A 14,068-nucleotide genomic window follows, 5' to 3' on the forward strand; every position below is an offset into this window, starting at 1 on the left:
TGTGTGGTTACTTAACTTTTTTAACTACACACGTATTTAATTGAATTTACTGATAAAATTGATTTTTAGTTGATCCTGTTCACACTTTTATGTGAAGGATTAACATCAGAGACCGGATCACTGAAACGAAATTGGTGTAACAACTTTACGGGTTGATCACATTTCGTCCGTACGCTTAACGCGGCGGCGTTTTGAGTACAGATCGTGCGTTTTATTGTGCTGTTAATCAGAAGAACCCGGGGAAATGGCGCAGGTGCGAGGCGGGAGAGGCTGATCAAACGGCGGCATCACGTGGAAAAGGTGAAATTGGTGTTGTCACATTTGGTACGAAATAACCTGTCATACAGATTTAAAGTTTGAGTGACATCACAAAATGACACTCTGATTGTGAGGATAATAAGCACCCGTGCAGTAAGGCTTCAACGTTATTATTTTACAGAGAGTTAGTGAGTTTACTGGGTCCTGAATTGCCTGCTATTACCGGCACATACCCCTAAAAAGAGCTGGACGACAACCTAAATTGGTGTGATAACTTCGCACCATTGAGAGACAACTCTACAGATTTCATGATGAGGAACCTAAGATGGCGCAGTTTTTAACAGAAGACTTCCTTCTCGACACTGAATTCGCACGTCGCCTGTATCACGACTACGCGAAAGATGAGCCAATTTTCGACTACCACTGCCATTTGCCGCCTGAGCTGATTGCTCAGGACTACAAATTCAAAAACTTGTATGACATTTGGCTGAAAGGCGATCACTACAAATGGCGTGCGATGCGCACCAACGGTGTTCCTGAACGTATGTGTACTGGCGACGCCACTGACCGCGAGAAATTTGACGCGTGGGCCGCTACGGTTCCTCACACCATCGGTAACCCGCTTTATCACTGGACGCACCTTGAGCTGCGTCGGCCGTTTGGCATTACCGGCAAACTGCTTTCCCCGTCCACCGCAGGCGAAATCTGGGAACGCGGTAATGAATTACTGGCGCAGGACAACTTCTCTGCCCGCGGCATCATGAAACAGATGAACGTGAAAATGGTCGGCACAACCGATGATCCGATCGATTCTCTGGAGCATCATAAAGCTGTCGCTCAGGACACCCGCTTTGATATCAAAGTGCTGCCAAGCTGGCGCCCGGACAAAGCTTTCAACATTGAAGCCGCCACGTTTGCGGATTACGTGAAGAAACTGGAAGCTGCGGCTGATGTTTCCATCACCCGCTTCAGCGATCTGCGTGATGCGCTGAAAAAACGTATGGATCACTTCGCGGCGCACGGTTGCAAAGTTTCCGACCACGCGCTGGATGTTGTGGTGTACGGCGAAGCGGATGACGCCACGCTGGACGGCATTCTGGCCCGCCGCCTGAACGGCGAAACGCCAACCACAGAAGAAATCGCCCAGTTCAAAACCGGCGTGTTGCTTTATCTGGCTTCTGAATATCAGCGCCGTGAATGGGTGCAGCAGTACCACATTGGCGCGCTGCGCAATAACAACACACGTATGTTCCAGCTGATCGGCGCGGATGTCGGTTTCGACTCCATCAATGATCAGCCGCTGGCAGAACCGCTGTCCAAACTGCTGGGCGCGCAAGGTCTGGCCGGTGGCCTGCCGAAAACCATTCTGTACTGCCTGAACCCGCGTGATAACGAAGTGATCGGCACCATGGTCGGTAACTTCCAGGGTGAAGGGATGCCGGGCAAAATGCAGTTCGGCTCCGGCTGGTGGTTCAACGACCAGAAAGATGGCATGCAACGTCAGATGACGCAGCTCGCCAATCTGGGCTTGCTGAGCCGCTTCGTGGGGATGCTGACCGACAGTCGCAGCTTCCTGTCTTATACCCGTCATGAATATTTCCGTCGCATTCTGTGCCAGATGATTGGCCGCTGGGTAGAAGACGGCGAAGCGCCGGCAGATATTGAACTGCTGGGCAATATGGTGAAAAACATCTGCTTCGATAACGCCAAACAGTATTTCCAGATTGAACTGAACTAAAAGCACGACGGAGCGCAGATTCCTGCGCTCCTGATAAAACACAGAAATAACAAACTATTATCCCAATAAAGAACGACGGCCACGGGACAAAGTGATGTCCTCAAAGACCGGCGTCTGACCAAATTAAGGTGAATGTGAGATGCAAAGGTTAAATCGCCGTGACTTCCCAGGCCGTCAACATCCAGACAAAATTATCCAGTTCGGTGAAGGCAACTTTTTGCGGGCGTTTGTCGACTGGCAAATAGATTTGCTCAATGAACATACCGATCTGGATGCCGGGATCGTGGTCGTTCGCCCGATTGACACCGATTTCCCACCTTCACTGAGCACGCAGGACGGTCTGTACACCACGATCATCAGCGGTCTGAATGAGCAGGGCGAAACCGTGCGCGACACGCGCATCATTCGTTCCGTAAACCGCGAAATCAATATTTACCATCAGTTTGACGAATATCTGGCACTGGCCCGCGATCCGAATATCCGCTTTGTGTTTTCGAACACCACCGAAGCGGGTATCAGTTATGTCGAAAGCGACAGCCTGAACGACGCGCCTCCGGCCAGCTTCCCGGCCAAACTGACCCGTCTGTTGTTCGAACGCTTCACTCACTTCTCCGGTGCCGCTGATAAAGGCTGGGTTTTACTGCCGTGTGAACTGATTGATTATAACGGCGAAGCCTTACAGGAACTGGTGTTGCGCTACGCACAGCAATGGGCATTGCCGGCGGCGTTCACACAGTGGCTGGAAAACAGTAACACCTTCTGCTCGACGCTGGTTGACCGCATTGTGACGGGCTACCCGCGCAGCGAAATCGACAGCCTGCAGGAAGAACTCGGTTATCAGGACAGCTTCTTCGACAGCGCCGAACACTTCTATCTGTTCGTGATCCAGGGGCCAAAAAGCCTGGCGCAGGAACTGCGTCTGGACAAACTGCCGCTGAATATCCGTCTGGTTGACGACATCAAACCGTATAAAGAACGCAAAGTGGCGATCCTCAATGGCGCGCACACGGCGCTGGTGCCGGTGGCCTTCCTGGCAGGTCTGAACACCGTGGGCGAATCAATGAATGATCCGCAAATCAGCCGCTTTGTTGAACTGGCCATCGCCGAAGAAATCTCGCCGGTGCTGGATTTGCCACAGGATGAACTGACGTCCTTCGCGCAGGCGGTGCTCAGCCGTTTCCGTAATCCGTTCATTCAGCATCAGTTGCTGTCGATTGCCCTGAATGGCATGACCAAATACCGCACCCGCATTCTGCCGCAGCTGCTGGCGAGCCAAGCAAAGAATCAGCTTCTGCCTCCGCGCCTGACCTTTGCCCTGGCAGCGTTGCTGGCGTTTTACCGCGGGGAACGTAACGGTGAAATTTATCCTCTGCAGGACGATGCCCACTGGCTGAGCCGTTTCTCCGGACTGTGGAGCGATGTGCGTAACGGCAGCCTGCCGTTAATCGGGCTGGTCGAAACCGTGCTGGCGGATGAAGAACACTGGGGACGTGACCTGAATACCGTGCCGGGTCTGACGGCGAAAGTGACCGAGCAATTGCAGGCGATTGAAGATCGCGGCATGCGTGATGCGTTGGCGGCTTATAGCTAAGAGAGCAACTATGCAAAGTATCATTCAAATTCATACCGCTGATAACGTCGCTGTGGCTTTACGCGATATCGGGGCGGGCGAGCAGGTTGAAGCGGGCGGGTATCGTGTTGTTCTGGCTCAGTCTGTGGTCCGTGGTCACAAATTTGCTCTGCGCCCGATAGCGGCCGGGGAAAATATTGTGAAATATGGCCTGCCGATTGGTCATGCGCTGGCGGCGATCGAACCGGGCGTGCATATCCATTCACAAAACGCTAAAACCAATCTCAGCGATCTGGACGAATACCAGTATCAGCCGGATTTCGCCACCGTGCCTGAACAGATGGCGGATCGCGAAGTGCAGATCTACCGTCGTAAAAACGGTCAGGTTGGGATCCGGAACGAGATTTGGCTGATCCCAACAGTCGGCTGCGTGAACGGGATTGCGCGCCAGATCCAGTCACGTTTTCTGAAAGAAACCAATGACGCAGAAGGCACCGACGGCGTTTTCCTGTTCACCCATCCGTTTGGCTGTTCGCAACTGGGCGATGACCACGTGAACACCCGCACCATGCTGCAAAATATGGTGCGCCATCCGAATGCGGGCGCGGTGCTGGTGATTGGTCTGGGTTGTGAAAACAATCAGGTAGACGTCTTCCGTGAAACGCTGGGTGAGGTTGACGAAGATCGCGTGCGCTTTATGACGTTGCAAAAATTCGACGACGAAGTGGAAGCGGGTCTGGAACGTCTGCGCGAACTGTATGCCGTAATGCGTGACGATAAACGCGTTCCCGGTAAACTCAGCGAGCTGAAGTTCGGTCTGGAATGTGGCGGTTCTGATGGCTTGTCCGGTATCACCGCGAATCCGCTGCTCGGGCGTTTTTCCGACTATGTGATCGCCAATGGTGGCACTTCGGTGCTGACCGAAGTGCCTGAAATGTTTGGTGCCGAACGTATTCTGATGAGCCGCTGCCGCGATGAAGGCACGTTTGAGAAAACCGTTCACATGGTGAATGATTTCAAACAGTACTTCATCGAACATAATCAGCCAATTTACGAGAACCCATCCCCGGGCAACAAAGCGGGCGGTATCACCACGCTGGAAGAAAAATCGCTGGGCTGTACGCAGAAAGCAGGGCAAAGCCCGGTGATGGATGTGCTGAAATACGGCGAACGTCTGACGACGCCGGGCCTGAACTTGCTGAGTGCGCCGGGTAACGACGCCGTGGCAACCAGCGCGCTGGCCGGTGCCGGTTGTCATATGGTGCTGTTCAGTACCGGTCGCGGCACGCCTTACGGCGGTTTTGTTCCGACGGTAAAACTGGCGACCAACAGCGAACTGGCGATGAAAAAGCCACACTGGATCGACTTCGATGCAGGTCGCCTGATCCACGATGTCAGCATGGATCAGCTGCTGGGTGAGTTTGTGGATCTGATCGTTGCGATCGCGGATGGCCGTAAAGCCAAAAACGAAATTAACGATTTCCGTGAACTGGCGATCTTTAAAAGCGGTGTCACATTGTAACTCTTCCGGATACTCGTTAGAATGAAACGGCGTTTCAAATATGAAGCGCCGTTTGCTTTTTCTACGCATCCTACGAATGAGATCTCCGAAAAATGACGTATTACTGGTTTGCCCAGTCAGTCGGTGTTCTGGCCTTTGTGGTCGGTATCACGATGTTTTTCAACCGCAGCGACCGTCGCTTTAAACAGCAGCTTTCCGCTTACAGCGCCATTATCGGCGTGCATTTCCTGATGATGGGAGCCGCACCGGCAGGCATGAGCGCCTTGCTGAACTCCCTGCGAACCCTGATTTCCCTGCGTACGCGCAATCAGTGGATCATGGTAATTTTCATCGTGCTGACGCTGGTTCTCGGCCTGAGCCGCGCACATCACTGGGTGGAATTATTGCCGGTCGGCGCAACGGTCGTCAGCACCTGGGCGCTGTTTCGCACCAGCGGGCTGACCACGCGCTGCATCATGTGGTGCTCAACCTGCTGCTGGGTATTCCACAACATCTGGCTTGGTTCGATAGGCGGTTCGCTTATCGAAGGCAGTTTCCTCGTCATGAACGGCTTTAACATTATCCGCTTCCGCCGGTTACAGCTGCGCGGCATCGATCCGTTCGAGGTCGAGAAAAAGATTGTGCAGAAGATGGATGAAAATAAAGCGACGGAGTAGGGATCACTCCGCCGGAAGAGAATTTACTCGTCTAATTTCAGCGGCGGCAATTGAGAAAATATACTCAGCAGGCCTTCGCCCCAGCCTTTGCGGATCATGTCAAAATACGGATGGGTTTCGGTGATCCGGTGCTGTTGCGCAGCATTGAAACTGTCGGTCGGATAGGTCATCACGTCCAGCGGCAGGCCGACGGAAAGATTGCTGCGCAGCGTAGAGTCCATCGAAATCAGCGCGCATTGCATTGCCTGATCCAGCGGCGTCTCGAAGTTCAACACGCGATCAATAATCGGTTTTCCGTACTTGCTTTCGCCAATCTGGAAATACGGCGTATCGTGCGTGGCCTCGATGAAATTCCCCTGCGGATAAACATGGAATAACCGCAGACCTTCGCCTTTTATCTGGCCGCCCAGCAGCAAGTTGCAGCTGAAATCCGTGTTTCCGCCCTGGTTCGCACCGCTGTCGCGGGCGATGACTTCGCGAACCGTGTCGCCCAGCAGGCTCGCGGCGTCATACATGGATTTCACGTTGAGCAGGTTTTCCCGCTCATCGTCTACGCAGCGGCGATGCAGCAGGCTGATAATGCTCTGTGTGGTCGCCAGATTTCCGGCGCTCTGGATAACCAGCACGCGCTCATCACTTTGATGAAAAACATGCAGTTTACGGAAAGTGGAAATATGGTCCACTCCGGCGTTGGTGCGTGAATCTGAAACAAACACCAGGCCAGAGGACAAGCGCATGGCCACACAGTAAGTCATAAAAATCTTCCTCAGGCGTCAGGTTTATTGTGGCACGTCGAGCATCGCAACGGCTGCGACAGTGCGCATATCTTCGCTGCCTCCACCCAACCGGATACCGCGGACCGGGCACGCATCAAGATAATCTATGCCGATAGCCAGTTTCAAATGCTGATTCGGTTTGCAGGTGTTGTTGGTAACATCAAAGCTCTGCCAGCGATCATCCAGCCAGGCTTCCGCCCAGGCGTGCATGGCAACATGTGTCGAATCTTCTGAGTATAGATATCCGCTGACGTAACGCGCCGGGATCCCCAGACTGCGGCAGCAGGCGAGGAAAACGTGGGTATGATCCTGACATACGCCGGTTTGCGCTGAAAAAGCCTGCGAGGCACTGTCTTTCACCGTGGTGCTGCCGGGGCTGTAAGGCATTTTCAGCAGTAATTCGCCCATCAGATTGCACAGACTTTCATGCTGATCCTGCGGGCGATAATAGCGGCTGGCGAAATCGCGGATCGCGCCGTCGGCCTGTGTCAGCGGGCTGGTGCGCAAAAAAACCAGCGGCGATAAATGCCCGCAATTATCATCTTCTGTGTTGTCTTCAATTTCGACCACGCCGTTGGCTTCGATAGTGATTGCCTGATGCGGCTGATCCAGCGTCAGCACGTGTAATACGTTGCCGTATGCGTCCAGCGTTCGGGTGGCGTACTCCGGCAGCGTCAGATCCCATGAAAGGATCTTCTGATGGCTGGAATCCTGCGGCGTCAGGCGCAGATATTGCGTACTGTGTTTGACCTGCTGCGCATAGGTGTAATGCGTCTGATGACTGACATTCAGTTTCATTATTGTGCCTCCAGATAGGTTTGATGAATGCTCTCAGCGATGGCGTTGGTCTGGCCAAGAAACTGCATTAACCACGGGCTGAGGCCCATTTCGACTATCTCGTCCATTTCGGTGAAGCGGAGCTGAGCATGCAGGGTATGAATGCGGCGACGCGGCAAATTTCCCGCTGACCCGCCGATTTCCTCCAGCTGTTCGGCGATAATTTCTACACAGGACAACAGGGATCGCGGCAGTTCGCGGCGCAGTACCAGCAGTTCGGCAATACGTTTCTGGCTGAGCTGCTGCTTGTAGAGCGTATGGAATGCTTCGCGGGCACTGACGGCGCGCAATAAGGTGTCCATCCGGTAGTATTCGCGCACCGGATCTTCATCGGCGTTAAGCAGCTGATTTTTGGCGTCCAGCAGCCTTGCGGTGCTGTCAGCCCGCTCAAGCATGGTGCCCAGGCGGATGAAATTCAGGGCATCACTGCGCAGTAAAGTGCCAAACATTGCGCCACGGAACAGATGTGAGCGCTCCTTAACCCAGTCGAAGAAGGAATCCGCGCCCGCCGATCCGACGCCCTGACGTCGGATCAGTTTCATCTCAATCCAGGTGGCATTGATGCTTTCCCAAACTTCAGAAGACAGACTACCGCGCACCGCGTGCGCATTGTTCCAGGCCATTTGCAGACAGCTGAAAATGCTGCTGTGGTTGAAACTGTCCAGCGCGAAAAAGTTGAGCAGATTGCCCATTGTTTCCTGCGGATAGTGTTCATTGAATAATGTGCGGGTGCCGGTCATGGTCAGCGGAACCAGCAGATCGTTATTTTCGTCGCGGGCGCTGACGTCACGGATCGACATCATCGACAGCTTATTGGTCACGTCCAGCAGGCGTGCGATATTCTCGGCGCGTTCCAGATAACGCGCCATCCAGTAAAGTTCGCTGGCTGTTCTGCTTAGCATGCGTCACCCTCCGTCGGATCTTCCGACTCTTCTTCCAGCACCCAGGTATCTTTGGTCCCGCCGCCCTGAGATGAATTTACCACCAGCGAGCCTTCCGCCAGCGCAACGCGGGTTAAGCCGCCCGGCACCAGACGGATTTCAGCGCCGGTCAGGGCGAAAGGCCGCAAATCGATATGCCGCGGGGCCAGCCCGTTCTCCACAAACGTCGGGCAGGTTGAGAGCGCCAGCGTTTCCTGCGCGATATAGTTTTCGGGCCGCGTTTTCAGCAACTGGCGGAAGCGTTCGATTTCAGCCTTGCTGGCGGTCGGGCCAATCAGCATGCCGTAACCGCCTGCACCATGAACCTCTTTCACCACCATTTTTTCCAGATTCGCCAGCACGAAAGACAGGTCACTCTCTTTGCGGCATTGCCAGGTCGGGACGTTATTAAGGATCGGATCTTCGGCCAGATAGTAGCGGATCATTTCCGGCACATACGGGTAGATCGATTTGTCATCGGCGACGCCGGTGCCAATTGCGTTCGCCAGCACCACGCCACCGGCGCGATAAACCGACAGCAGGCCGGGCACGCCGAGCATTGAGTCGGCGCGGAAGGCCAGCGGATCGAGGAATGCGTCGTCGATACGGCGGTAGATCACATCGATTTTGCACGGGCCCGCAGTTGTACGCATAAACACCGCGCCGTCCTTCACGAATAAATCGACGCTTTCCACCAGTTCCACGCCCATTTGCTGCGCAAGGAAACTGTGCTCGAAGTACGCGCTGTTGAACCTGCCGGGTGTCAGAACCACGACGGTCGGATCGTTAACCGGTGTGCTTTCACGCAGCGTTTGCAGCAGATGGGAAGGGTAGCGAGAAACCGGCGCAATGCGCTGTTCTGCGAAAAGTTCCGGGTATAACCGCATCATCATTTTGCGGTTTTCCATCATGTAAGAAACGCCGGACGGTGTGCGCAGGTTATCTTCAAGCACGTAATATTCGCCGTCGCCACCCCGCACCATATCGGTTCCGGCGATGTGCGCGTACGTATCCCGGTGAAGATCGATGCCCTGCATACAAGGCTGATACTGATCGTTTGCCAGAACCTGTTCGGCCGGAACGATCCCTGCTTTCAGTATTTTTTGATCGTGATAGATGTCGTGCAGAAAAGCATTCAGCGCCTGAACGCGCTGACGAATGCCGCGATCGAGCATTTGCCATTCGCTGGCCGGGATGATCCGCGGAACGCTGTCGAACGGGATTAAACGTTCTGCGCCATCATCTTCACCGTAAACGTTAAAGGTAATTCCCACCCGATGGAATAACAGCGCGGCTTCCTCTTTTTTGCGCTGAACCGCCTGTTGATCGGCTTGCTGCAACCATTGCCAGTAGGCCTGATAATGGCTGCGGTGCGTCCCGTCAGCCATTAACATCTCATCAAAAAAGGGTGAATCGGAAAGGTCAATCTTGATCATCATCACCTCACAAACTGGACAGGCCGCAATTGAATCGTTCAATAACAATGAAGATCAGGCATAAAGTGTGCCAGCGTGCAAAACGGGCTGAAAATCAGGGGAAATAAGGGGGGACTGCTTAATTATAGAGCGTTAAAGGGTTTCTTTGCCTGAAAATAGGGCAAAAAAAACCAGCCCGCAGGCTGGTCTGGTGCATCGGGGACGCGGATTAACGGCGGACGGCGATGGCTTCGATTTCGATTTTCACGTCTTTAGGCAGGCGGGCAACTTCAACGCATGAACGGGCCGGGAAAGGCGCTTTGTGCTCGGTGAAGAAAGCTTCGTACGTGGCGTTAACGGTGGCGAAGTCGTTCAGATCTTTCACGAAAACGGTAGTTTTCACGATGTCTGACACTTTCAGGCCAGCGGCTTCAACGATAGCCTGGACGTTTTCCAGAGACTGACGCGCCTGAGCGGCGATGTCGTCGGCCACGGCACCGGTTTTAGGATCAACAGGGATCTGGCCTGAAGTGATGATCATACTGCCCAGATCCACGCCCTGAACATAAGGACCGATTGCGGCGGGTGCGTTTTCAGTACTGATTTCGCGGGACATAATGTCTCCTGATTTTGGGTTATGGGTAAAAATCCGGTCGTCAGTATACCTGCTCAGTCGTTGTTGAGCACAACCTGATGTTCGAACTCTTTCTCACAGTATTTGCATTTCAGGTGAACGCCATCTGCGCGCTGTTTCACCGCAAAGCTGGAATCCACCGGTTCAAAGCGGCTGATGCAGTTGCCGTTCGGGCAGCGTAAAACCCCGATAATACGGTCCGGCAACGTCGGCATCAGCTTCTTCACAACTTCATAATTATCAATGCGGTTCACCGTAGCGCGCGGGGCATAGACCGCCAGCTGATTAACCTGTTCGTCGGTCAGAAAGGTGTTTTCAATTTTGATAATATCTTTGCGGCCAAGCTCGCCGGAAGGCAAATTCAGGCCGACGGTAACGCGTTGTTCTGTCTGCGTAAATTTAAATAACGACAGCAATTTAAAGCCGACCTGCGCCGGAATATGGTCGATTACCGTGCCGCATTTAATGGCTTCAACCTGAAGTTTATTGTCGTGAGTCATGATCGTTTTCTCCTCAAGCTGACTGTGCAATATCTGCGTTAAGAACCAGCGCCAGTAAAGCCTGACGCGCAAAAATCCCGTTACCGGCCTGCTGGAAATACCAGGCGTATGGCGTTTTATCGACATCCGGCGTGATTTCGTCGATGCGTGGCAGCGGGTGCAGGACTTTCAGGTGCGGCTGAGCGCCGTTCAGATCCGCCGCGCGCAGGACAAACTGGGCTTTGACGTTGGCATATTCAGACGGGTCCAGACGCTCTTTCTGTACGCGGGTCATGTACAGAATGTCGATTTCCGGCACGACTTCATCGATGCTGCTGTGCAGGCTATATTCGATGCCTTTCTCTTCCAGCAGCGCCAGAATATAGCCCGGCATGGCGAGTGCATCTGGGGCGATAAAGTAGAAGCGGTTGCCGTTAAATTTCGCCAGCGCCTGCGCCAGAGAGTGAACGGTACGGCCATATTTCAGATCGCCGACCATCGCGATTTTGATGTTATCAAGACGTCCCTGCGTTTCCTGAATGGTGAACAAATCCAGCAAGGTTTGCGTCGGGTGCTGGTTCGCGCCGTCACCGGCGTTGAGAACCGGAATGCCGCCGGAAAATTCTGTCGCCAGACGCGCCGCGCCTTCCTGCGGATGGCGCATCACGATGGCATCCACGTAAGTGCTGATCACCGAAATGGTATCGGCCAGCGTCTCGCCTTTTTTGCCGAGCGACGTATTGCTGCTGTCAGAGAAACCGACGACGGAAGCCCCGAGACGATGCATGGACGTCTCAAACGACAGGCGCGTACGGGTTGAGGCTTCGAAGAAACAACTGGCGATCACTTTGTGTTTCAACAATTCCGGTTGCGGATCCGCTTTCAGGCTGGCCGCGGTGTCGAGCACCAGCTCCAGCTCCTCGCGGCTGAGATCGTTGATAGAAATGATGTCTTTTTGATATAGCGGGTTAGCCATAGTCATTCTCCTGTTTCTTTGTTCTTAAAAGAAATTCGCTCAAAAACCGATGTTCTTAAATTCCGGACAAAAAAAAGCCCCTCAATGAGGGGCTTTCAGTAAAACGGTAATGCCACGGAAGAACAACGGCAGCGGGCTGCCTGATGGCACGGTGTTTGGTCGATCATCTGAGCACAAAACGTGGCAATTGTTCATAGGTTCTCCCGGCAAATTGTGGCGCATTATACGCGCGTCACCGGCGACATCAAGCGGAAAAATGGACTAAGGCAAACGATTGCTGCTCGGGTTTCCTTTGACCATCAATACCTGCCTGATTAACTGACAAACCTGCCCGATCTCGCGGGTTTCCCTTGGCGCGACGAAGACGGCGGTGCTGGATGCGATGACGCCGAGAACCTCATGCAATCCCTGATGGTCAATGATTTTCCCCACCGCCCGCCCGTAGCCCGACGACACATGCACGATGACAAACTGCGGGTTGTAATCCACGCTGGTCACCATCTCAGTGACCGGGCGCAACGCATCGGGAACGGGCTGATATTGCTCATTCAGCGCGTACATTTTTTTGCCTTTGGCATTCTGGATCTTCACCACCCCCAGCGTTTTCAGCAGCCGCGATACCGTGGACTGGCTGATATTCCGGTATCCCGCACGCTGAAATTCACGGCGCAGCGCTTCCTGTGAAGCAAAACTTTTGCTGGCGATCAGCCGGTGACACAAGATCAACTGCTCGTGTTCTTTTTCAAGTGCAGACAACGTTCTTTTCATGGTCATATTCCCTGATGAATAAAGGACGTCAACATGGCAAAAAAATCATCATCAACGAAGGGTTAAAACAAAGAACCCAGACTCAGCGCTAACATTAGCAACACCAGCAGTATCCCGAGCAAAGGCGCAACCCATTTCAGCCAGCGGACATAGGGCACGCGCGCAATGGCCAGACCGCCCATGACGACCGCTGATGTAGGCGTCACCAGGTTCACAAGACCGGAAGCTGACTGATATGCGGTGACCACCAGTTCGCGGCCGATATGCGCAAAATCGGCCAGCGGGGCCATGATAGGCATGGTCATCACGGCCAGACCCGATGAAGATGGCACCAGAAAAGACAACACAACTTCGAGCAAAAACATCACATTGATGAACACCACATTGGAGAGCCCGGAAACAATGTTTTCGGCGCTGTGCAAAATGGTGTGCGTGATCATGCCGTTATCCATCACGACCACGATACCGCGCGCGATCCCGATGATCAGCGCGACGCCGAGAAGATCGCGTGCGCCGTCAATGAAAGTGGTGGTCAGCTCGGTTTCGCTCATCCGGGCAATTAACCCGACAAAGATGGCGGCGGCAAGAAAGACGGCGGAGATTTCGCCCATCCACCAGCCTTTGACGGAAACGCCATAAATCATCACGACAAAGGCCAGCGCGAAGATCGTTAAAACGATTTTCCGCACGCCGGTAAACGGCAGCAGCTCTTCGCGGCGATCGCCGAGGAAGTGTTCGCGGTTTGATTCCCATTGATCGGCGACGATTGACAGCGACGGGTCCCGACGAACTTTACGGGCGTAGCGCATCACCCATACAACGCATATTAGCCAGCCAACCACCAGAATGACTGCGCGCAGGCCGATGCCATTGGTGAAAGGAATGTCGGCGGCATTGGCGGCGATCACGGTTGCAAAGGGATTAATGGTGGAACCGAGGGTTCCGATACCTGCGCCGAGGAGAACTGTCGCGGCGGCTACCAGCGGGTCGAAGCGGGCGGCCATCATGACCGGCACCAGCAGGGTGTAAAATGGCAGGGATTCCTCGGCCATGCCATAAATGGTGCCCCCGGCGGCAAACAGCGCCATCAGGATCGGGATCATCCATTCTTCTTTGCCGCGCAGGCGATGAGTCACCCGTTCAATCCCCGCATCAATGGCACCGGTTTTGGTCACCACGCCGAGAAAACCGCCGATAATGAGGATAAACAACGCCACGTCGATTGCGCCCGCCTGCCCGGTAACGTGGTTATAAAGGCCATCAATGGGGGCAAGAAAGATATCGATAATCCCCTGAGGATTACCGGCAACAGCGTGATAAGTGCCGGAAACCGGGACTTCTTTCCCAAGACCGGCGTTCATCGCCATGTTGTATTCGCCGGCGGGGATAATCCAGGTCAGGCCCGCGACGACGGCGATAAGAATAAAGAGAATTGTGTAGGCGGAAGGAAATTTGAATGTACGCATCAACATAATCCTTAAAAAAGGCGTGAAGACCTCAGACGGGCTTCACGCAAAAA

Annotated in this window: 13 protein-coding genes; 4 read left to right on the forward strand and 9 right to left on the reverse strand. The window is 53.8% G+C overall.

Annotated elements, in window-relative coordinates:
- Nucleotides 1-583: 583 nt before the first annotated feature.
- From uxaC to M2403_RS19050, 4 genes are all read left to right on the forward strand, one after another.
- The gene (uxaC, locus tag M2403_RS19035; protein WP_152327302.1) at nucleotides 584-1,996 is read left to right on the forward strand and encodes a glucuronate isomerase; all 1,413 of its coding nucleotides are present in this window, start codon (nucleotides 584-586) and stop codon (nucleotides 1,994-1,996) included.
- Between the two features lie 139 nt (nucleotides 1,997-2,135).
- Nucleotides 2,136-3,587 (forward strand): tagaturonate reductase, encoded by a 1,452-nt coding sequence (locus tag M2403_RS19040; RefSeq protein ID WP_208951018.1) that lies wholly within the window; start codon nucleotides 2,136-2,138, stop codon nucleotides 3,585-3,587.
- A 10-nt stretch (nucleotides 3,588-3,597) separates the two neighbouring features.
- Nucleotides 3,598-5,088, forward strand: a complete 1,491-nt coding sequence (locus M2403_RS19045; RefSeq protein ID WP_259230509.1) for a UxaA family hydrolase — start codon at nucleotides 3,598-3,600, stop codon at nucleotides 5,086-5,088.
- 92 nt (nucleotides 5,089-5,180) lie between these two features.
- Complete coding sequence (locus M2403_RS19050) at nucleotides 5,181-5,744, forward strand: YgjV family protein (protein ID WP_152327299.1); 564 nt, start codon at nucleotides 5,181-5,183, stop codon at nucleotides 5,742-5,744.
- Nucleotides 5,745-5,767: 23 nt separating this feature from the next.
- On the opposite strand, the gene M2403_RS19055 is transcribed toward M2403_RS19050, so the two are convergent.
- From M2403_RS19055 to M2403_RS19095, 9 genes are all read right to left on the reverse strand, one after another.
- Nucleotides 5,768-6,499 carry a proteasome-type protease gene (locus M2403_RS19055; protein WP_259230510.1) on the reverse strand — a complete coding sequence of 244 codons (732 nt, stop codon included), beginning with the start codon at nucleotides 6,497-6,499 and terminating at the stop codon, nucleotides 5,768-5,770.
- Between the two features lie 24 nt (nucleotides 6,500-6,523).
- Nucleotides 6,524-7,318, reverse strand: a complete 795-nt coding sequence (locus tag M2403_RS19060; RefSeq protein ID WP_165061380.1) for a transglutaminase family protein — start codon at nucleotides 7,316-7,318, stop codon at nucleotides 6,524-6,526.
- A complete protein-coding gene (locus M2403_RS19065; RefSeq protein ID WP_152327296.1) occupies nucleotides 7,318-8,259 on the reverse strand; it encodes an alpha-E domain-containing protein in 942 nt (313 codons plus the stop codon). Before M2403_RS19065 ends, M2403_RS19060 begins: the two co-directional genes overlap by 1 nt.
- Complete coding sequence (locus M2403_RS19070) at nucleotides 8,253-9,713, reverse strand: circularly permuted type 2 ATP-grasp protein (RefSeq protein ID WP_152327295.1); 1,461 nt, start codon at nucleotides 9,711-9,713, stop codon at nucleotides 8,253-8,255. The genes M2403_RS19065 and M2403_RS19070 overlap by 7 nt, the downstream gene beginning before the upstream one ends.
- Before the next feature lie 208 nt (nucleotides 9,714-9,921).
- Nucleotides 9,922-10,308, reverse strand: coding sequence for a 2-iminobutanoate/2-iminopropanoate deaminase (gene ridA, locus M2403_RS19075; protein WP_101075009.1), 387 nt, complete (start codon nucleotides 10,306-10,308; stop codon nucleotides 9,922-9,924).
- 53 nt (nucleotides 10,309-10,361) lie between these two features.
- Nucleotides 10,362-10,826, reverse strand: coding sequence for an aspartate carbamoyltransferase regulatory subunit (gene pyrI, locus M2403_RS19080; RefSeq protein ID WP_101075010.1), 465 nt, complete (start codon nucleotides 10,824-10,826; stop codon nucleotides 10,362-10,364).
- 13 nt (nucleotides 10,827-10,839) lie between these two features.
- Nucleotides 10,840-11,781: an aspartate carbamoyltransferase gene (gene pyrB, locus M2403_RS19085; protein WP_217154256.1), complete on the reverse strand. Its 942-nt coding sequence runs from the start codon at nucleotides 11,779-11,781 to the stop codon at nucleotides 10,840-10,842.
- 261 nt (nucleotides 11,782-12,042) lie between these two features.
- Nucleotides 12,043-12,549 carry an arginine repressor gene (locus tag M2403_RS19090; RefSeq protein WP_152327293.1) on the reverse strand — a complete coding sequence of 169 codons (507 nt, stop codon included), beginning with the start codon at nucleotides 12,547-12,549 and terminating at the stop codon, nucleotides 12,043-12,045.
- Between the two features lie 62 nt (nucleotides 12,550-12,611).
- Nucleotides 12,612-14,015, reverse strand: coding sequence for a YfcC family protein (locus M2403_RS19095; RefSeq protein ID WP_259230513.1), 1,404 nt, complete (start codon nucleotides 14,013-14,015; stop codon nucleotides 12,612-12,614).
- Nucleotides 14,016-14,068: the final 53 nt, after the last annotated feature.

This window comes from Rahnella sp. BIGb0603, from assembly GCF_024808755.1.
GTDB lineage: Bacteria > Pseudomonadota > Gammaproteobacteria > Enterobacterales > Enterobacteriaceae > Rahnella > Rahnella contaminans.

Bases quoted from the DNA above. Each gene is read 5' to 3' on its own strand.
- uxaC (WP_152327302.1), top strand. From the start codon at position 584: ATGGCGCAGTTTTTAACAGAAGACTTCCTTCTCGACACTGAATTCGCA.
- M2403_RS19040 (WP_208951018.1), top strand. From the start codon at position 2,136: ATGCAAAGGTTAAATCGCCGTGACTTCCCAGGCCGTCAACATCCAGAC.
- M2403_RS19045 (WP_259230509.1), top strand. From the start codon at position 3,598: ATGCAAAGTATCATTCAAATTCATACCGCTGATAACGTCGCTGTGGCT.
- M2403_RS19050 (WP_152327299.1), top strand. From the start codon at position 5,181: ATGACGTATTACTGGTTTGCCCAGTCAGTCGGTGTTCTGGCCTTTGTG.
- M2403_RS19055 (WP_259230510.1), bottom strand. From the start codon at position 6,499: ATGACTTACTGTGTGGCCATGCGCTTGTCCTCTGGCCTGGTGTTTGTT.
- M2403_RS19060 (WP_165061380.1), bottom strand. From the start codon at position 7,318: ATGAAACTGAATGTCAGTCATCAGACGCATTACACCTATGCGCAGCAG.
- M2403_RS19065 (WP_152327296.1), bottom strand. From the start codon at position 8,259: ATGCTAAGCAGAACAGCCAGCGAACTTTACTGGATGGCGCGTTATCTG.
- M2403_RS19070 (WP_152327295.1), bottom strand. From the start codon at position 9,713: ATGATCAAGATTGACCTTTCCGATTCACCCTTTTTTGATGAGATGTTA.
- ridA (WP_101075009.1), bottom strand. From the start codon at position 10,308: ATGTCCCGCGAAATCAGTACTGAAAACGCACCCGCCGCAATCGGTCCT.
- pyrI (WP_101075010.1), bottom strand. From the start codon at position 10,826: ATGACTCACGACAATAAACTTCAGGTTGAAGCCATTAAATGCGGCACG.
- pyrB (WP_217154256.1), bottom strand. From the start codon at position 11,781: ATGGCTAACCCGCTATATCAAAAAGACATCATTTCTATCAACGATCTC.
- M2403_RS19090 (WP_152327293.1), bottom strand. From the start codon at position 12,549: ATGAAAAGAACGTTGTCTGCACTTGAAAAAGAACACGAGCAGTTGATC.
- M2403_RS19095 (WP_259230513.1), bottom strand. From the start codon at position 14,015: ATGCGTACATTCAAATTTCCTTCCGCCTACACAATTCTCTTTATTCTT.